At 59.9% G+C, this 17678-nt stretch carries 16 protein-coding genes and 1 tRNA gene; 10 read left to right on the top strand and 7 right to left on the bottom strand.

Annotated elements, in window-relative coordinates; translation table 11 throughout:
• The first annotated feature begins 27 nt into the window (after positions 1-27).
• Positions 28-1401, top strand: coding sequence for a Vps62-related protein (locus tag ACA069_RS01750; RefSeq protein WP_497616064.1), 1374 nt, complete (start codon positions 28-30; stop codon positions 1399-1401).
• On the opposite strand, the gene ACA069_RS01745 is transcribed toward ACA069_RS01750, so the two are convergent.
• The 7 genes from ACA069_RS01745 to ACA069_RS01715 all read right to left on the bottom strand — a co-directional run bounded on the left by ACA069_RS01745 (position 1382) and on the right by ACA069_RS01715 (position 7199).
• Positions 1382-2137 carry a substrate-binding periplasmic protein gene (locus tag ACA069_RS01745; protein WP_187678878.1) on the bottom strand — a complete coding sequence of 252 codons (756 nt, stop codon included), beginning with the start codon at positions 2135-2137 and terminating at the stop codon, positions 1382-1384. The genes ACA069_RS01750 and ACA069_RS01745 overlap by 20 nt on opposite strands.
• A gap of 73 nt (positions 2138-2210) precedes the next feature.
• Positions 2211-2981: an imidazole glycerol phosphate synthase subunit HisF gene (hisF, locus tag ACA069_RS01740; RefSeq protein ID WP_007897430.1), complete on the bottom strand. Its 771-nt coding sequence runs from the start codon at positions 2979-2981 to the stop codon at positions 2211-2213.
• Between the two features lie 9 nt (positions 2982-2990).
• Positions 2991-3728, bottom strand: a complete 738-nt coding sequence (gene hisA, locus ACA069_RS01735) for a 1-(5-phosphoribosyl)-5-[(5-phosphoribosylamino)methylideneamino]imidazole-4-carboxamide isomerase (RefSeq protein ID WP_331693569.1) — start codon at positions 3726-3728, stop codon at positions 2991-2993.
• Positions 3729-3770: 42 nt separating this feature from the next.
• Entirely contained in the window at positions 3771-4031 is a 261-nt protein-coding gene (locus ACA069_RS01730) for a DUF2164 domain-containing protein (protein WP_187678879.1), read from the bottom strand.
• On the bottom strand, positions 4032-4670 hold the full coding sequence (gene hisH / locus ACA069_RS01725) for an imidazole glycerol phosphate synthase subunit HisH (RefSeq protein WP_187678880.1): 639 nt from the start codon (positions 4668-4670) through the stop codon (positions 4032-4034). It lies immediately after the preceding gene.
• Positions 4670-5263, bottom strand: coding sequence for an imidazoleglycerol-phosphate dehydratase HisB (gene hisB / locus ACA069_RS01720; RefSeq protein WP_042557195.1), 594 nt, complete (start codon positions 5261-5263; stop codon positions 4670-4672). Before hisB ends, hisH begins: the two co-directional genes overlap by 1 nt.
• A 271-nt stretch (positions 5264-5534) precedes the next feature.
• Positions 5535-7199, bottom strand: coding sequence for an OFA family MFS transporter (locus ACA069_RS01715; RefSeq protein ID WP_187678881.1), 1665 nt, complete (start codon positions 7197-7199; stop codon positions 5535-5537).
• Between the two features lie 491 nt (positions 7200-7690).
• Between ACA069_RS01715 and ACA069_RS01710 the strand changes: the two genes are divergently transcribed.
• The 9 genes from ACA069_RS01710 to ACA069_RS01670 all read left to right on the top strand — a co-directional run bounded on the left by ACA069_RS01710 (position 7691) and on the right by ACA069_RS01670 (position 17674).
• Positions 7691-9913 carry an AsmA family protein gene (locus ACA069_RS01710; protein WP_497616062.1) on the top strand — a complete coding sequence of 741 codons (2223 nt, stop codon included), beginning with the start codon at positions 7691-7693 and terminating at the stop codon, positions 9911-9913.
• Positions 9910-10977 carry an A/G-specific adenine glycosylase gene (mutY, locus tag ACA069_RS01705; RefSeq protein WP_489879699.1) on the top strand — a complete coding sequence of 356 codons (1068 nt, stop codon included), beginning with the start codon at positions 9910-9912 and terminating at the stop codon, positions 10975-10977. Before ACA069_RS01710 ends, mutY begins: the two co-directional genes overlap by 4 nt.
• The gene (locus ACA069_RS01700; RefSeq protein WP_497616061.1) at positions 10974-11246 is read left to right on the top strand and encodes an oxidative damage protection protein; all 273 of its coding nucleotides are present in this window, start codon (positions 10974-10976) and stop codon (positions 11244-11246) included. The genes mutY and ACA069_RS01700 overlap by 4 nt, the downstream gene beginning before the upstream one ends.
• Before the next feature lie 102 nt (positions 11247-11348).
• Positions 11349-11424: transfer RNA gene (locus tag ACA069_RS01695), tRNA-Phe, on the top strand.
• 409 nt (positions 11425-11833) lie between these two features.
• On the top strand, positions 11834-12808 hold the full coding sequence (gene sbnA, locus ACA069_RS01690; protein WP_497616059.1) for a 2,3-diaminopropionate biosynthesis protein SbnA: 975 nt from the start codon (positions 11834-11836) through the stop codon (positions 12806-12808).
• A gap of 6 nt (positions 12809-12814) precedes the next feature.
• The gene (gene sbnB, locus ACA069_RS01685; RefSeq protein ID WP_401267764.1) at positions 12815-13846 is read left to right on the top strand and encodes a 2,3-diaminopropionate biosynthesis protein SbnB; all 1032 of its coding nucleotides are present in this window, start codon (positions 12815-12817) and stop codon (positions 13844-13846) included.
• Positions 13840-15621, top strand: coding sequence for an FAD/NAD(P)-binding protein (locus ACA069_RS01680; RefSeq protein ID WP_497616058.1), 1782 nt, complete (start codon positions 13840-13842; stop codon positions 15619-15621). The genes sbnB and ACA069_RS01680 overlap by 7 nt, the downstream gene beginning before the upstream one ends.
• Positions 15618-16232: a glutathione S-transferase family protein gene (locus ACA069_RS01675; protein ID WP_401267758.1), complete on the top strand. Its 615-nt coding sequence runs from the start codon at positions 15618-15620 to the stop codon at positions 16230-16232. Before ACA069_RS01680 ends, ACA069_RS01675 begins: the two co-directional genes overlap by 4 nt.
• Positions 16233-16249: 17 nt before the next feature.
• Positions 16250-17674, top strand: a complete 1425-nt coding sequence (locus tag ACA069_RS01670; RefSeq protein WP_497616057.1) for an L-lactate permease — start codon at positions 16250-16252, stop codon at positions 17672-17674.
• Positions 17675-17678: the final 4 nt, after the last annotated feature.

Raw genomic sequence — 17678 nt, 5'->3', positions numbered from 1 at the left:
GTCGCCCATCAACTATCAGGACTGACTATGACGACCGATGAACAAATCACTTCGTCTGCCGGGCGAATGAACTCCATAAAAACCGACAACCTGCTGATCAACTTCACGACAGAATTTCTGCGAATCTGGGATACCAGCGGTTTGCAGGCAAAACCTGCAGCCTTCTGGCACCCCACCCCTGCCCCTGATCTGCTGCCAGGCTATTTCCCTCTGGGCGACGTCGCCTCTGTCGGTCACGGCAATATCAACGGCACGCGCGTGGTGGCTGTGGTTTGCGAAGCAGACACACCCAGCACCGATCCCGCCAAGGGCAAGGCGCTGTGTCGCCCCGACGATTACCAGTTGATCTGGAAAGATTCCGGCTCAGGATCGAAAAGAGACCTATCGATCTGGAAACCAATCCCCCCAGACGGCTACGTGGCACTGGGGTCGGTTTGCTCAAGCGACCACGAAAAACCTTCGTTCAACGCGGTCCGTTGTGTCCGTGAGGATCTGGTGATTGCATCGAGCGGCACCGAACCGGTCTGGAACGACAAAAGCAGCGGTGCCCGACAAAGTGTGAGCGTCTGGACTGCCGTACCGCCAGCCCCCGCATCGGGTGAGATCCATCTGGCACCGGGCACCTTTACCGGTTTCAGCGGCTACTCAAGGCCGGCCAATGCTCCTGTCTACTCGTTGCGCATGCAGATCCCGCTTCAGGTCAACCCGCAGCCAACAGCACCTGTGCTTTGCGGGGAAACGCCAGCGCTTGCGGAGGCTGCGGACAAGCCCACTTACATCGTTCGACTTCCCTGGTTTGCAGTAAGAGACCCGCAACTCCCTCCCCTTGAGCAGCTACGCCTGTCACCTTGCTATCTTCTGGAACGCACGGATCAGTATGTGCTTGTCGGCCATGGCCACAACACAGACGACCAGAGCAAGACGTTCAGATGGACATCTCCCCGTGCGCAGCGAACTGAAAGCCTGCGCACATTCACCCGCATCACCTCGGTCGAGTTTGGCGCTCAATGGCAAACCAGCCTGCCCAACCCGCTCCTGTTTTCGGCGCGACTGAGCCACGATTTCACCCAATGTGAAATTCACGCCAACGAATGGTTAAACACAGCAGCCATTGACGTGGTCGCTGTCGTGGACAAAAACAGATCCGTGGCGGTTTATCTGAAGCAGAGCGACTACCGGCTAATGCGCGCTGACGGTACGCCGGTGACAGGTGGTTTCAGTTACACCGATGGCGCCAGCCTGCACATCAGCCAGTACACGCCCGCGGAGCCTGAAGTCACTGTCGTTGCGCAACAGGAGCCAGAAGTGGAAATGGACACACGGACTCCCGGAGCAGACAACGAAGTCATCGCCTCGCCACCGGAGCCAGATTTGCCGAGCGCTACAGATACCGCGCCATGATGTCGTCAACTACACCTTCTTTGCGCAGTTGATCGAGCGCGGCCTGAAGCTTGGCGACAACGTCGTCGGAGACGTCTTTGTTCAGTGCCAGGTACAACTCTGCGCTATTGAAACGCAGCACGGTCTTGAGCCCGGTCACACCATCCTGTCGCGCCAGATATCGGCCGGCAGGATCACCCGTCGCCCACAGGTCGATCTGACCGTTGACCAGCTTCTTCGCATTGTCCTGATCGCGCAGCACCACTACCGGCTTCAGGCCTTGCTTGGTCAGCGTCTCGGCAATCGCATCGCCCTTGTAGGCACCGATCTTGTATTTGCGCGCGTCATTGAGGGTTTCGAGGGTGATCTTGCTGTCAGCCTTGGCCAACAAAATCCAGTCGTCGGGGCCGATCGGGCCGACCCATTTGAAGAGTTTCTCGCGATCCGGCAAACGCGCCATCACGAAGGCACCGTAACCGGGATTTTCCAGCGCCAGTTTGTAGACCCGCTCCCAAGGGAAGCGCAGTGTCAGGCTGTAGCTGACACCGGCACGCTGGAACATCTCTCGCACGATATCGGTCGCAATACCGTTGATGTTCTCGCCCTGGGCGAAGTTTTTGCCGTTCTTCGCCATGTTGTACGGCGGGAAGTTTTCGGTGAGCAGCACCAGATCGGTGTCGGGACTGTTTTCCGCACGGGCCGTGTTGAGCAGCAACACAGAGGCACTGGCGAGAACAAGAAGCAGGCGTTTGATCATGTCGGGCTACCGAAATCCATGGCGTGCCCAAGAGTGCCTTGGGTACGCCATGCTGTCCACTGGCCTGTATGGTTTAGCGCATTACAATCCCACGATGCGCCATATACGCCTTGGCTTCCTGCACGGTGTATTCGCCGAAGTGGAAAATACTCGCCGCCAACACCGCGCTGGCGTGACCTTCGAGGATGCCGTCGGCCAGATGCTGCAGGTTGCCGACACCACCGGAAGCGATCACCGGAATGCCCAGTGCATCGCTGATGGCACGGGTCACGCCGAGGTCGAAACCGTTTTTCATGCCGTCCTGATCCATGCTGGTCAGCAGGATCTCACCGGCACCGAGGCCTTCCATTTTCTTTGCCCACTCGACCGCGTCGAGGCCGGTCGGCTTGCGACCGCCGTGGGTGAAGATTTCCCAGCGCGGGGTTTCGCCCGGGCCGGAAACCTTCTTCGCGTCGATGGCGACGACGATGCATTGCGAGCCGAAATGCTGCGCCGCTTCGCCAACGAACTCCGGATTGAACACCGCAGCGGTATTGATCGAAACCTTATCGGCACCGGCATTGAGCAGATTGCGGATGTCCTGCACGGTACGCACGCCACCGCCGACGGTCAGCGGGATAAACACCTGGCTGGCCATACGCTCGACGGTATGCAGCGTAGTGTCGCGGCCATCGACGCTGGCGGTGATGTCGAGAAAGGTAATCTCGTCGGCACCCTGCTCGTCATAGCGACGGGCAATTTCCACCGGGTCGCCGGCATCGCGGATGTTCTCGAACTTCACACCTTTGACGACCCGGCCGTTATCCACGTCCAGGCAAGGGATGATGCGTTTGGCCAGCGCCATGGTCAGTCCTCAGCCTTTGTACGAATCGCAGAAAGCTTGCGCTTCGGCGACATCGAGAGTGCCTTCGTAGATCGCCCGGCCGGTGATCGCGCCGATGATGCCCGGCGCCTTGGCGTCGAGCAGCGACTTGATGTCACCGAGGTTGTGGATGCCGCCGGAAGCGATCACCGGGATCTTCGTGGCCGCCGCCAGCGCGGCGGTGAACGGCACGTTGCAGCCCTGCATCATGCCGTCTTTGGCGATGTCGGTATAAACGATCGAGGACACACCATCGGCTTCGAACTGCCTGGCCAGATCAATCACCTGCACGGTGCTGATTTCAGCCCAGCCATCAGTAGCGACAAAACCGTCTTTGGCATCCAGACCGACAATGATTTTGCCCGGGAACGCACGGCAGGCTTCAGCCACGAACGCCGGATCTTTCACCGCTTTGGTGCCGATGATCACGTAGCTCACGCCAGCCTTGACGTAGTGCTCGATGGTTTCCAGCGAGCGAATGCCGCCGCCAATCTGGATCGGCAGGGTCGGGTAACGCTTGGCGATGGCAGTGACCACTTCGCCGTTGACCGGCTGGCCTTCGAATGCGCCATTCAGATCGACCAGATGCAGACGACGGCAACCGCCCTCTACCCACTTGGCAGCCATGCTCACCGGGTCATCGGAGAACACTGTGGAATCTTCCATGCGGCCCTGGCGCAGACGTACGCAGGCGCCGTCTTTAAGATCGATAGCGGGAATAATCAGCATCTGGCAAACCTTCAAATTTGAATGTTCAGCTTGGCTCGGAAATCAGTTTTTCTCGAGCGCCCACAGGTCACTTTCGATGCTGTCAAACCGCTCCTTGAGGTGGGTCTGCACATCGAAAATCGCCCTGTTGTAATAGTGCGGAGCAATTTCGCGGGTAAACAACTCAAGAATCTCGGCCGCTTCGAATGACCCGAGGTCGAGTTCGAAACGATCTTCCATAAAGCGTTTGATCTTGTGATTGGCCTCGCTCTCCTGCTCGGGAGTGAGGGTCAGGATCGGCGGCTTGGACTTCTTGGCGGCCATTTACCAGCGACCGTCCCACGCGGCGAAGTTCTGCAGCAATTGCAGGCCATGGGTATGGCTCTTCTCCGGGTGGAACTGCACGGCGAAGCGCGAGCCTTCGGCCAGTGCTGCAGCGAAATCGACGCCGTAATGACCGCTGCCCACCACCTGCCGCGCATTGGCGGCGGCGATGTAATAGCTGTGCACAAAGTAGAAACGCGCCATGTCCGGAATGTCATGCCACAGCGGGTGACTCACCGACTGCTTCACTTCGTTCCAGCCCATGTGCGGGACTTTCAGGTGTTCGCCGTCTTCGTGCAGGTCTTTGCCGAAGAACTTCACCGCGCCCGGGAACAGGCCGATGCAGTCAACGCCGTCGTTCTCTTCGCTGGTGTCGAGCAAGGCTTGCATGCCGACACAGATACCGAGGAACGGCCGATCCTGGCTGACTTCACGCACCAACGAGTCAAAACCGAGGCGACGGATCTCCGCCATGCAATCGCGAATTGCGCCAACGCCGGGGAAGACCACGCGGTCGGCTTCACGGATCACGTCCGCATCGCTGGTGATCAGCACCTTGCCGGCACCGACGTGCTCGAGGGCCTTGGCCACCGAGTGCAGGTTGCCCATGCCGTAGTCGATAACTGCAACCGTCTGCATTACAGAACGCCTTTGGTCGATGGCATCTGCCCGGCCATGCGCTCATCCAGCTCCACAGCCATGCGCAGGGCGCGGCCGAAAGCCTTGAACACGGTTTCGATCTGGTGGTGAGTGTTGGTGCCGCGCAGATTGTCGATGTGCATGCTGACGAGCGCGTGGTTGACGAAGCCCTGGAAGAACTCCTGGAACAGGTCAACGTCGAAGCCGCCCACGGTGGCGCGGGTGTACGGCACGTGCATCTGCAGGCCTGGACGACCGGAGAAGTCGATCACCACGCGCGACAGCGCTTCATCGAGCGGCACGTAGGCGTGGCCGTAGCGACGGATGCCTTTCTTGTCGCCGATGGCTTTGGCGAAGGCCTGGCCGAGAGTGATACCGACGTCTTCCACCGTATGGTGGTCGTCGATATGCAGATCGCCCTTGCATTCAATATCCAGGTCGATCAACCCGTGACGGGCGATCTGATCCAGCATGTGCTCAAGAAAAGGAACACCGATATCGAATCGGGCCTTTCCGGTGCCATCAAGGTTGATCGAGGCTTTGATCTGGGTTTCCAGAGTGTCGCGCTCGACAGACGCCTTACGTTCGGCCATCACCAGCTCCGCAAAATCATTGGGCGAAAAAGGCAGCCATTATAGGGGCGCGAGGCCGAAACAGAAACACGCGAGGTGATATGGCAGACGGATAGAACGCCCGGCTGTCGCGGGTAGACATGTCCATACAACTCATTTTGGACACCCCAAAAACAAATGTGGGAGCGAGCCTGCTCGCGAAAGCGGTATATCAGCCAACACTGATGTCGACTGACACGCCGTCTTCGCGAGCAGGCTCGCTCCCACAGGGGTACTGCGTTTTAGCGTTTACTTAGTGAAACAATACCGCCGTTTTCTGCAGGGTCACCCACACACCCCACGCCAACGGAATACCGACCGCCAGCCACGCAGCGATAGCCAATGGCTTGCTGCCCGGTGCAGCTTTCCACTCCAGAACGGTGCTCGCATCAGCACCTTTGTCATGACCCAGTGCCTGTTCGGCAGCCAGTTCGGCGTCGGTCATGAAGTACTTGTCGGCCACCGGGCGCACCAGCAGGTTGCACAGGAAGCCCAACACCAGCAGGCCTGCCAGGATGTACAGGGTGATGTCGTAAGCGGCGGCGCGTTCAACGCCGATGCTCAGTTGATACTCACGCAGGTAGTTCACCAGCACCGGGCCGAGCACGCCAGCCGCAGCCCAGGCAGTCAGCAGACGACCGTGAATCGCACCGACCATCTGCGTGCCGAACAAGTCAGCCAGATATGCCGGAACAGTCGCAAAACCACCGCCGTACATCGACAGAATGATGCAAAACGCCGCCACGAACAGCGCAACGTTGCCCAAGTGGCCGAGGTTCGGGATCAATGCGTACAGGGCAAAACCCAGCGCAAAGAACACGAAGTAGGTGTTTTTGCGACCCAGATAGTCCGAGAACGATGCCCAGAAGAACCGACCACCGATGTTGAACAGGCTCAGCAAACCAGTGAAACCGGCAGCAATCGCGGCAATCGAAGCCAGTTGCCCGGCATCCAGTTGACCGAACGGCACATCAACACCGAGCAACTTGCCACCGAACACTTCCTGCAGCAGTGGCGAAGCCATGCCGAGGATGCCGATACCCGCCGATACGTTCAGGCACAGCACCAGCCACACCAGACGGAATTGCGGAGTTTTCCAAGCCACATTCACGTGCACGTGACGATGAGTGATCATCGAGTTCGACGCTTTCTTCGCCGGTGCAGTCCAGCCCTCAGGCTTCCAGCCGGTAGGCGGCACGCGGTAGGCCAGGGCGCCACCGATCATGAACACAAAGTAGATTGCAGCCATGGCCACAAAGCTTTGCCACACGCCGACACCTTCAGGCGAGGCGAAGTGACTCATCAGCGCCGTCGCCAACGGCGCACCGACCATCGCGCCACCACCGAAGCCCATGATCGCCATGCCGGTCGCCATGCCGCGCTTGTCCGGGAACCACTTGATCAGGGTCGATACCGGCGAGATGTAGCCCAGACCCAGACCGATACCGCCGATCACGCCGGAGCCGATCCACATCAGCCAGATCTGGTGGGTATAAATCCCCAGCGCCGAGATCAGCAGACCGCCACACCAGCACAATGCCGATACAACACCAGCCTTGCGCGGCCCTGCGTGTTCAAGCCAGCCACCCCAGATCGCGGCCGAGCAGCCGAGAAAGATGAAGAACAGGGTGTAGATCCAGCCGAGCATCGAGATCGGCCAGTCGCATTGCGAAGAGAAGACTTGTGCGATGAAGCTCATGTCCGGCGCGCAGGCTACCGGTTTGGTGACGCCCAGCGCCTTGGACAGTGGCAACCAGAACACCGAAAAGCCGTAGGCCATGCCGATGCACAGGTGGATGGCCAGAGCGGCCGGTGGAACCAGCCAACGGTTGAAACCGGGCTTGGCGATGATGCGCTCCTTGGACAGGAACGCAGGCTGGTCGGCGCGAAGGCCGTCCGCCGTGATGCTCGTGCTCATTGTGTATCCCCCAATTATTAGAATGGTTCGCCAGCCACTGTTCACCCTCGGCCTTATGCACGCAGGCATGACCTTTTTTTGGGTGAAGCTCCTTGAAGGCGCGACGTTAAGTCGCAGAAGGACGGACGAACCGGCGAAGGTTACCATTTGCACGTGACAGAAAAACCAAACTGATATCACCTTTTTTCGTGTCATCTGATCTCCTCCTCTGAAGAAGCAGGGAAACGCCGGGATCTTTTGAACCGGTTTTTTCAAAATCAGAAGATCGTCTCGCCGAGAGACGGTGAACCAAACGCAGAAAATGGCGTCGCAAGCGAGGCCAGGACTATGCCTGCTGGCGCCTGCGGGGCAGCTTGAGATTCAGGCGCTGGCCGCGAAGTTTCAGGTGCTGCTGACGATAACGGCAACATGACGCCACACCGGACCGGGTCGTTGCAGCGCTATACTCCCCGGCTAAATTACGAATTCGACTAAATTACAAGGACTCGCCCATGAAAGCGTTCGGCAAAATCCTGGGTCTGGTACTTCTCGGGCTGTTGCTGATCATTGTGGCGGCAGGCTTTGCCCTGACCCACCTCTTCGATCCCAACGATTACAAAGACGAGATCCGCCAGATAGCCCGCGACAAGGCCCACATCGAGCTGACGCTCAATGGCGATATCGGCTGGAGCCTGTTCCCGTGGCTCGGCCTGGAACTGCACGAGGCCAGCGTTGCCACCCTGGCCAAGCCTGCCGAACCTTTTGCCGATTTGCAGATGCTCGGCCTGTCCGTGCGCGTGCTGCCGCTGTTGCGCCGCGAAGTGCAGATGAGTGACGTACGTGTCGAAGGTCTGAATCTGCGCCTGAACCGCGACAAGAATGGCCACGGCAACTGGGAAGACATCGGCAAGGTGCCGGTAGCGGCTGGTTCCACGCCACCCGCCCCCCCAAGCCAACCGGCCAGCGACACCCCGGTAGCGGTGGAAAAACCGGCCCAGCCGATCCGCCTCGACATCGACAGCCTGACCGTCAACAACGCCCGCGTTGAGTACAACGACGAACTCACCGGCAAGCAGTTCAGCGCCGAGAGCATCCAATTGAGCACCGGCCCGGTGCACGATTCGACCAACATTCCGATCAAGGCCACCGCCTTCCTAGGCACCAATCAGCCGGTATTGCGGGTGCGTACCGAACTCAGCGGCGAACTGCGCTTCGAGCGCGCCCTGCAACGCTACAAGTTCGAAGACATGAAGCTCTCCGGCGAAGTAGCCGGTGATCCGCTGCAAGGCAAGACCATGACCTTCTCAGCCCAAGGGCAAATATTGCTCGATAAAGCCGCGAACGTCGCCGAATGGACTGGCATCAAGATCTCCGCCAATCAATTGCGCGCCTTGGGTGAACTGAAGGCTAACGATCTCGACAAGACTCCGCAGATCACTGGCGGCATCTCGATCGCCCAGTTTGATCTAGCAAAATTCGTCGACAGCATCGGCCAGAAACTGCCAGCCATGGCCGAGGGCAGCCTGAGCAAGGTCGAACTGGTCAGCCGCGTTGCGGCGACGCCGACCAGCGTCGCTTTCGACAACATCAACCTGAAACTCGACGACAGCAGCTTCAGCGGCCGCATCGCCGTCGAAGACTTCGCCAAACAATCGCTGCGGGCGATCCTCAAGGCCGACACCTTCGACGTCGACCGCTACCTGCCGCCGAAATCGGAAAAAGCTACCAGCGCCACGCAAGTGCGTCAGGCCGAAGTCGCCAGCACCGAAGCCGACGCCATGGCCGGCGCAGGTTCCACGCCGCTGCCGGACAAACCGAGCAAAAGCGCCTGGAGCACCGAACGCCTGCTGCCGGTTGAGCGTTTGGCCAAACTCGACGTCGACGCCGACCTGACCTTCGGCCAACTGATCCTCGACAAGTTGCCAATCCAGAATGCCGCGCTCAAAGCCACCGGTCAGAGCGGCCTGCTGACCCTGGAGAACCTGCGCGGTGAGTTGTACAACGGCGACTTCGAAGCAAAAGGCACTCTCGACGTGCGCCCAACGGCACCGGTGCTGAACCTGCAAACCCGGATCAACCGCGTGCCGGTGGAAAAAATCCTCGAAAGCCAAGGCAAGACCCCTCCGGTCAAAGGTTTGGTGAACCTCACCAGCAACGTTACCGGCAGCGGCAACAGCCAACAGGCGCTGATCGACTCCCTCAACGGTAACGCCAGCTTCGTGATCAACAACGGCGTGTTGCTCAACGCCAACCTTGAGCAGCAACTGTGCAAAGGCATCGCCACGCTTAATCGCAAAACCCTCAGCGGCGAGCCACGGGGCAAGGACACGCCGTTCCAGGAGCTCAAGGGCAACCTGACGTTCCGCAACGGCATTGCCAGCAACCCGGATCTGAAAGTCCGAATCCCGGGCATGACCGTCAACGGTGACGGCGATATCGATTTGCGCGTGCTGGGCATGGATTACCGCGTCGGCATCATCGTCGAAGGCGACACCAGCGCCATGCCGGACCCGGCCTGCCAGGTCGGCGATAAATTCGTCGGTGTCGAGTGGCCGCTGCGCTGCCGCGGCCCGCTGGAGTTGGGCGCCAAAGCCTGCCGCTTGGATAACGAACGCCTTGGCCAGGTCGCAAGCAAACTCGCCGGCGACAAGTTGAGCGAAAAAATCGACGAAAAACTGGGCGACAAGGTCAGCCCGGAACTGAAAAACGCATTGAAGGGGCTGTTCAAGCGATGAGAGCGGAGCAGTTTTCAGAGGCGGTGCTGGATTGGTTCGACCGCCACGGCCGCCACGACTTGCCTTGGCAGCAGGACATCAACCCGTATCGGGTGTGGGTGTCGGAAATCATGTTGCAGCAGACTCAGGTCAGCACTGTGCTCAATTACTTCGACCGCTTCATGGCCGCACTGCCAACGGTCGAAGCGCTGGCAGAGGCGCCAGAAGACGAAGTGCTGCACCTGTGGACGGGCCTGGGCTACTACACCCGCGCGCGCAATTTGCAGAAGACCGCAAAAATCGTCGTCAGCGAGTACGGCGGCGAGTTTCCGCGCGATGTTGAAAAGTTAACGGATCTGCCGGGCATCGGCTTGTCCACCGCGGGCGCCATCGCCAGCATCAGCATGGGCCTGCGCGCGCCGATCCTCGACGGCAACGTCAAACGCGTGCTGGCGCGATTTACCGCGCAAGAGGGTTATCCGGGCGAGCCGAAGGTCGCCAAACAACTGTGGGCCAACGCAGAGCGCTTTACGCCGCACGATCGCGTCAACGCCTACACCCAGGCGATGATGGATCTCGGCGCTACGCTGTGCACGCGCAGCAAGCCGAGTTGCCTGCTCTGCCCGCTGGAGCGTGGCTGCGAGGCGCACATGCTCGGCCTGGAAACGCGCTACCCGATTCCCAAGCCGCGCAAGGCTATCCCGCAGAAACGCACGCTGATGCCGATGCTCGCCAATGGCAACGGCGCGATTCTGCTCTATCGCCGCCCATCGACCGGTCTGTGGGGCGGATTGTGGAGCCTGCCGGAACTTGACGACCTCGACGACTTGCAACATCTCGCCGATCAGCACTCGCTGGCACTGGGCGAGCAGCAGGCGCTGCCGAGCCTCGTCCACACGTTCAGCCATTTCCAGCTGTCCATCGAACCCTGGCTGGTTCAGGTGCAGGAGGCCAGCCATCACGTGGCCGAGGTCGACTGGCTCTGGTATAACCTCGCCACCCCGCCGCGCCTGGGCCTCGCCGCCCCGGTCAAAACCTTGCTCGAACGCGCGGCCGCCGTATTGAATGCAGGAGAGTCGACATGACCCGCACCGTAATGTGCCGCAAGTACCACGAAGAACTGCCAGCCCTGGATCGCGCTCCTTTCCCGGGCACAAAAGGTCAGGATATTTTTGACAACGTCTCCGCCAAGGCCTGGGCCGACTGGCAGAAACACCAGACCCTGCTGATCAACGAAAAGCGCCTGAACATGATGAACGCCGAAGATCGTAAATTTCTGCAGGGCGAAATGGACAAGTACTTCTCCGGCGAGGAATACGCCCAGGCCGAAGGCTACGTTCCGCCTGCCGAGTAACCCCGAGAAATCGGGGGCGGATCGTAAGCGACGGAATTAATTTAAGAAATTTTAAAAAAGTCGTTGACGAGAATCCGAAAAACCCTTTTAATGCGCCCCGTTGCCCAGATAGCTCAGTCGGTAGAGCAGGGGATTGAAAATCCCCGTGTCGGCGGTTCGATTCCGTCTCTGGGCACCAAATACCGAAAACCCTGAATCGCAAGATTCAGGGTTTTTTTATGCCTGCGATTTAATCCCCCCGCCTTCTCCCCCCTTCTCCCGGTACACCCCAACCCCCGCTGTACTGGAAAAAACCCGAAATCTGTATCTCTCCCCGTGTAGGAAAATTCGCCAGTATTTCTCCAAGCCTTGGCGAGCCAATGACTGGCTCTACTTTGCGCCCCGCAAAACTCTGGGCTCCTGAAGCCCTCAGAGCGCAATACCTGATTTTTTGAATAGATCGGTGTCCACCGCAAGGTCACTTCCCGTCCAGCTAAAAAATCTGAAAACAGACCCAACAGGCGAACTGCATTTACTGCTTTTCAAACATTCCAGGATGAATGCTGGCGCCCCCGTGCGCCCGGCAAAAGAGACGAAACGGACGACGTATGATCAAGCAACTTATCAATGAAGACAGTTATGTGCAGATTAGGGATCTTTGCAGCGCGACGATCCAACTGAAAATCGAAGGGCTGAATCCTGCCGGATCGATAAAACTCAAAACCGCGCACGCCCTCGTTACGGATCTGGAAAACCAGGGCCGGATTTCCCATAAAACCCGACTGGTCGAGTCTTCGTCGGGCAATCTGGGGGTCGCGCTGGCCATGGTCTGCGCTGCCAAGGGCTACAAGTTTGTCTGTGTGATCGATCCGAATATCTCTGCGCCGAACAGGAAGCTCATGCAGGCACTGGGTGCCGAGATGATCATGGTTGATCAGCGTGACGAAAACGGCGGTTACCTGAATTCACGTATTCGTTTGATCGAGCAAATGGTCGCGGAAAACCCCGACTACATCTGGCTCAATCAATACAAGAATCCAACCAATCCCTTCGCCCACTATCAAGCGACGGCCAAGTCCATCGCCCGTAAGTTTGCGCACGTGGATTACTTGTTTGTCGGCGCCGGCACGACCGGCACGCTGATGGGCTGCAAGAACTACTTCGCCGAACATCATCCGCACACCAAAGTCATCGCCGTCGATACCGTCGGTTCGGTCACGTTCGGTTTGCCGGGAGGAACGCGACATATTCCGGGGCTCGGCACCAGCCGCCTGCCGGAGATATTCGAGCCGTCCGGTATTCACGACTTCCTGTCGATTCCCGAGGAGCAGACGATCAAGGTCTGCCGCTGGCTGGCGCAACGCTACGGCCTGCTCTTCGGCGGCTCCACCGGCACTGTCCTCGCCGGCATCCAGCAGTGGGCGCCGCACATTCGCCCCGACGATGTCGTTGTGGCGATTTCACCGGACATGGGTGAGCGCTACCTCGAAACCATCTATTCCGACGACTGGGTTTCCCAGCGCATCGGCGCAGCAGCGCTGCATCCCCTTTTCCCAGAAATCGCTCTGGCACTTTCGGCGTAATCCCCAATGACCACTCAAACTTCGATTCAACCGTTCCACGTCATTCCCGGTGCAGTCGTGAAGGACATCCTCAACGGACTTCGTCAGGAAGCCATCGAGATCGTCGCGCAGACTTACCTCACCCATGAACGTGGCGAGACCGTTAACCCCGACAGTTACTTCCTGCGTTTTCCGGCGGAGCCGGCGAACCGGATCATTGCCCTGCCGGCGGCGATCGTCGATAGCGAGGGTGATCAATCGGTCTCCGGGATCAAGTGGATTGCCAGCTATCCCGACAACATCAAGTCAGGTATCCCGCGCGCTTCGGCGGTGCTGATCCTCAACGATCCGGACACCGGTTATCCCTACGCCTTACTGGAAGGTGCGTTGATCAGTGCTGTGCGCACGGCGGCGTCGGCGGTGCTCGGCGCCTGGTGGCTCAATGGCCAAAGTCGCAGCGCGCCAAAGCTGTCGATCATTGGTGGAGGGGTGATCTCGCGCAACATCCTTGAGACGTTCATCGCCGACGATTGGTCTTTCGATAGCGTTGGCATTCACGATCTCAACGCAGAATCAGCTCAGGCGCTGTCGGCATTCGGCAAGCAACTCGGATTACCGGATGTGCAACAGTTGTCGCTGCAGGACGCACTGACCGCCGACATCGTGGTGTTCGCTACCAGCGCCGGCGAGCCCTATGTCAAAGGCAGCGGGACATTCCGCCCAGGCCAGATTGTGTTGAATATCTCGCTGCGTGATATCGGCGCAGAAATCATCGAGGAAAGTTACAACTACTTCGACGACGTGACCCATTGCCTGAAGGCCAATACATCGCCGCATCTGGCCGAGCAAAAGTACGGTCATCGCGAGTTCGTCACCGGCACCGTGGCGCAATTGATTCGCGGCGATCTGCAAGTCGCCACAGACAAACCGCTGATCTATTCGCCGTTCGGCATGGGCATTCTCGATCTGGCGATTGGCCGGATGATCCACGACATCGCGGTCAAGGACGGCTCGGCGGTCGCCATCCCGTCCTTCTTCGGGGAGGAGCGCAGATGGTGAATTCGCCTCTGCACATCGGCCTGGTCGGCTGCGGATCGCGCGGGCTGTCGATTTTCGAACGCCTGTTGAGCCTTGCTGAAGAGCGCCCGGAGCAACACGTCGTGATCGACATCTTCGATCCCAATGTGCTCGGTAGCGGCGCGCACTGGCCAAACCAACCGGACTACCTGCTGCTCAACACCGTTGCCGGTCAGCTCGGGGTATTTCCGGACGCGGCGGCATTCGGCAACCTTGCGGATGCACGGGAACGATCGGGGCCGGACTTCCTGACGTGGTGCCGCGCGCAGCGGCTCAAGGTCGATCCGGACAGCGGTTTGCTGGCCGCCAATGGACGCGATGTCGAGCCAGAGGACTTCCTGCCGCGCTACTTGCTCGGCGCTTACCTGGCCGACGCCTTTGCGCGAATCCTCGCCACCGCTCCTCATTGGGTGACGGTGAATCTGCATCAGCACGCCGTCACGGCTGTTGAGCGCAACGAGGGTTCTCATTACGTTCTGAAAACCGCTTCAGGTGCTGCGGTGACGGTGGATCGGCTGATCCTGACGGTCGGCCACACCGGTCGCCTGCAAACGGCTGATCACCAACGCGTTGAGAACATCTATCCACTGCCCGGCAGCCTCGACACCATCGAGCCCGGCGAGACCGTACTGATCGAAGGGCTGGGGCTGGGCGCAATGGACACCTTGGCGGCCCTCACCTCTGGACGAGGCGGACACTACAAGCGGATGGCCGACGCCAGTCACGCCTATGAACCCTCAGGTCAAGAGCCGGTGATCTTTATCCAGTCACGGGACGGGCTGCCGTTTCGAACCCGTCCCAATGGTCTGATAGAAAATCCCCGCCACCACGCCGTGCTGCTGACGAGTACGCGCATCGAAGCCTTGCGGGCAAATGCACAACACCGGCAGCTGGATTTCGAGCAGGACATCCTGCCGCTCATGCTGCTTGAGATGCGGGCGGCGGCCGTCGCCGTGGTACTTGGCGAATCAGGGCGGGAGCAGGTGCTGGCAAAGCTCAGAGCCGTCAGTGTTGCGGGCAATCCCGGTGTTGTCGCTTGCGAGGCGCTGCTGCGCGATTACGAAGCGACCGGCGGCTCCATCAACCCGCTAGCGCTGATCTGGCACGCACTGCCCGACGACGTGACGCCTTACAACTATCACGCCTGGATCTACGACACGATCGAAGCCGACCTGCACGAATCGCGGCTTGGGCGTGGGGAATCGGCGATCAAAGCGGCCATCGAGGTCTGGCGCGATCTGCGTGACCGACTGCGCGAAGCCGTGGATTTCGACGGGCTGACCGACGCCTCGCATCGCCAGTTCTACGGCCGTTGGCACAAGGCGATCAACCGCCTCGTTGCCGGCCCGCAGAAGGAGCGCCACGCCGACCTGCTCGCCCTGTGTGACGCAGGCCTGCTGACGTTTCTCAAGCCCGGCTCACGACCGGCGATAGACAACTTCCGGCGTGTCGCCGGTTATGTCCAGGGCAGTGGCGTGAACAACAGCGACTGTGCACCGGTACGCGATCTGGCGCGCCTGGGGCTTATCCGCCCGAGAACCAACGAGCCGGGCATCGACGGCATCGATGTCGACGCGGCGTGCCACCCCAAATCGATTTCGGGCGAACCGGTACGCAACATCTGGGTGCTCGGCCCGCTCGCCGAAGGCTCTTGCTACTACAACCACTACGTCACTTCGGCGGGTGCGCCCTCGCGTCTGTTCATGGACGCTCATCGCGCGGCCACTGCAATCCTTGAGGCAGGTACTCCAGCATGAAACTTTTCTACCAGACGCATTCGCCCTACGCCCGCAAAGTACTGGTGCTGGCTCACGAACTCGGAATGGCTTCGAACCTGGAAGTCATCCACCACGAGACCAGCCCGACGTCGCCGAATGCGGTCATCTACAAGGCCAACCCGCTAGGTAAAGTCCCGGTGCTGATGCTGCCCGACGACACGGCGCTGTTCGACTCCATCGTGATTTGTGAATACCTCGACGACCTGAGTGACGGGCCGAAACTCATCCCGGCAAGCGGCCCCGAGCGCTATAAGGCGCTGCGCCTTCAGGCCTTGGCGCAGGGCATGTGCGATGTCGGCATCAAGCTGCGCTGGGAAGTCGAGCGCCGCCCGGAGGCCTTGCGTTATCCGGCCTACGCCGACGGTCAAGCCTACAAACTCAAAGAGGCTTACCGCTTCATCGAAGAACACGTGGACCTCAATGGCCCGATCACTATCGGCCACGTTGCCCTGGCGACCGCGCTCGACTGGATCGCCTTTCGCCAGTTATCGGACTTTTCCGCTCAAGCACGCCTGACCGAGTGGTATCAGACTTTTTGTGAGCGCGCTTCCATGCGGGCGACCGAGTACAGCGGGCAGACTCACGATTAAGTTAAGGAAAACTGTGTATGAGCTCTCTCTTGTTGCAAATGTCACCCATCGCTCTGGTCATCGCACTGATCCTGATCGTCCGCCGGCCGCCGGTACAAGCCGCGCTGGCGGGTGTGCTGCTGGTGCTGGTGCTGTGGGCACTGGGCGCGGCCGGACCTGTGTCCGCCGCGATCACCTCGGCGATCTTTCAGGACACCACGATCCTGTTTCTCAGCACCGCGTGCGTGATCGTACCGGGGCTGGCCTTCGTCATTCTGGTTGAGCGCGGAGGTGCACCGCAGGCCATCGGCGCCTGGGTCAAGGAGCTCGGCTGGACGCCACCGGCACAAGTCATCTTCATCGTGCTGGGCCTGGCGCCACTGCTCGAAGCAATGACCGGTTTCGGCGTCTCGCTGATCGCTACCGTGCCCTTGCTCATGGGCCTGTTCACCCGCCAGTCGGGGATGAAAATTGCCTTGGCCGGCATGGTCATCATGCCGTGGGGCACCTTGGGTCTGGCCACTGTGATTGGCGCGTTGCTGGCGCATTTACCGGCGCAAACCCTTGGCAGTCATTCGGCGCTGATCAGCGCGCCGGTGTTCCTCTGCCTGGCCGCCATCGCCATGTGGCAGGGCGGCATCCGCACTGTTTCGCCGTGGCTTGGGCTGATCGTGGTGACGGCATTGTTCGTCGCGGTACTGTTTTCCATCAACCTGTGGATCGGCCCGGAAGTTTCCGGTGTGCTGGCCGGTCTCGCCGTGGCCTGCGTGGGTCTGGGCATCTCATACGCGCAACGCAAGAAACTGGTGCGTTGGCCGAGCGCGGCATGGCCTTATCTGGCCTTGCTGGGGGTGATCGTGGCGTCGCGCGGGTTGTTTGTGCTGTCGGGCTGGGATGCGCTGTGGATCATCAAGGGCGAGCACGTTTCATGGAAGCCTTTGGCATCCCCGGGCCTGGCGCTACTGATCGTCACCCTGCTGATGGCCATCAAACAAAGCGCCGCAGCGGGTTTCCCCTGGCGCGCGCTGTTCAATCGGGCGAAGTTTCCGGTCACGACGATTTTCCTGTTCCTGCTGCTTTCTCAGGTGATGGTCAATGCCGGATTCCTCGTCGAGGCGCAGCGCACGCTGCAATCACTGTCGGGGCTTTCCCTGGCGCCAACGATCGCCTTGCTGGCGGGTATCGCCGGTTACGTCACCGGCTCCAACGTCGGCGGCAACACCCTCGTCATGCCGTCCATTGCCGCCCTGACCAGCGAACACGGCGCGTGGCTGGCCGCAATGGTCAACAGTGCCGCCGGACATGGTGCGCTGGGATCGCTGTCGATTCTGTCGCTGATCACCGGACTGGCAGGCGCCAATCGGCATGAAGAGAACAACCTGATCCGATTCGCCTTCGGCCTGGTCGCCCTCAACATCGTCATAGTTGCTGCAACGGGAGTCGTTTTGCTCTACTTTCTCTGAATTG

It is taken from the genome of Pseudomonas sp. LBUM1652 (assembly GCF_059716105.1).
Note: the sequence above shows the minus strand (reverse complement) of the source record. Positions and strands in the feature narration are given on the sequence as shown.

Bases quoted from the DNA above. Each gene is read 5' to 3' on its own strand.
- ACA069_RS01670 (WP_497616057.1), top strand. From the start codon at position 16,250: ATGAGCTCTCTCTTGTTGCAAATGTCACCCATCGCTCTGGTCATCGCA.
- ACA069_RS01750 (WP_497616064.1), top strand. From the start codon at position 28: ATGACGACCGATGAACAAATCACTTCGTCTGCCGGGCGAATGAACTCC.
- sbnB (WP_401267764.1), top strand. From the start codon at position 12,815: ATGACCACTCAAACTTCGATTCAACCGTTCCACGTCATTCCCGGTGCA.
- hisA (WP_331693569.1), bottom strand. From the start codon at position 3,728: ATGCTGATTATTCCCGCTATCGATCTTAAAGACGGCGCCTGCGTACGT.
- sbnA (WP_497616059.1), top strand. From the start codon at position 11,834: ATGATCAAGCAACTTATCAATGAAGACAGTTATGTGCAGATTAGGGAT.
- mutY (WP_489879699.1), top strand. From the start codon at position 9,910: ATGAGAGCGGAGCAGTTTTCAGAGGCGGTGCTGGATTGGTTCGACCGC.
- ACA069_RS01745 (WP_187678878.1), bottom strand. From the start codon at position 2,137: ATGATCAAACGCCTGCTTCTTGTTCTCGCCAGTGCCTCTGTGTTGCTG.
- ACA069_RS01675 (WP_401267758.1), top strand. From the start codon at position 15,618: ATGAAACTTTTCTACCAGACGCATTCGCCCTACGCCCGCAAAGTACTG.
- hisB (WP_042557195.1), bottom strand. From the start codon at position 5,263: ATGGCCGAACGTAAGGCGTCTGTCGAGCGCGACACTCTGGAAACCCAG.
- ACA069_RS01700 (WP_497616061.1), top strand. From the start codon at position 10,974: ATGACCCGCACCGTAATGTGCCGCAAGTACCACGAAGAACTGCCAGCC.
- hisF (WP_007897430.1), bottom strand. From the start codon at position 2,981: ATGGCGCTGGCCAAACGCATCATCCCTTGCCTGGACGTGGATAACGGC.
- hisH (WP_187678880.1), bottom strand. From the start codon at position 4,670: ATGCAGACGGTTGCAGTTATCGACTACGGCATGGGCAACCTGCACTCG.
- ACA069_RS01730 (WP_187678879.1), bottom strand. From the start codon at position 4,031: ATGGCCGCCAAGAAGTCCAAGCCGCCGATCCTGACCCTCACTCCCGAG.
- ACA069_RS01715 (WP_187678881.1), bottom strand. From the start codon at position 7,199: ATGAGCACGAGCATCACGGCGGACGGCCTTCGCGCCGACCAGCCTGCG.
- ACA069_RS01710 (WP_497616062.1), top strand. From the start codon at position 7,691: ATGAAAGCGTTCGGCAAAATCCTGGGTCTGGTACTTCTCGGGCTGTTG.
- ACA069_RS01680 (WP_497616058.1), top strand. From the start codon at position 13,840: ATGGTGAATTCGCCTCTGCACATCGGCCTGGTCGGCTGCGGATCGCGC.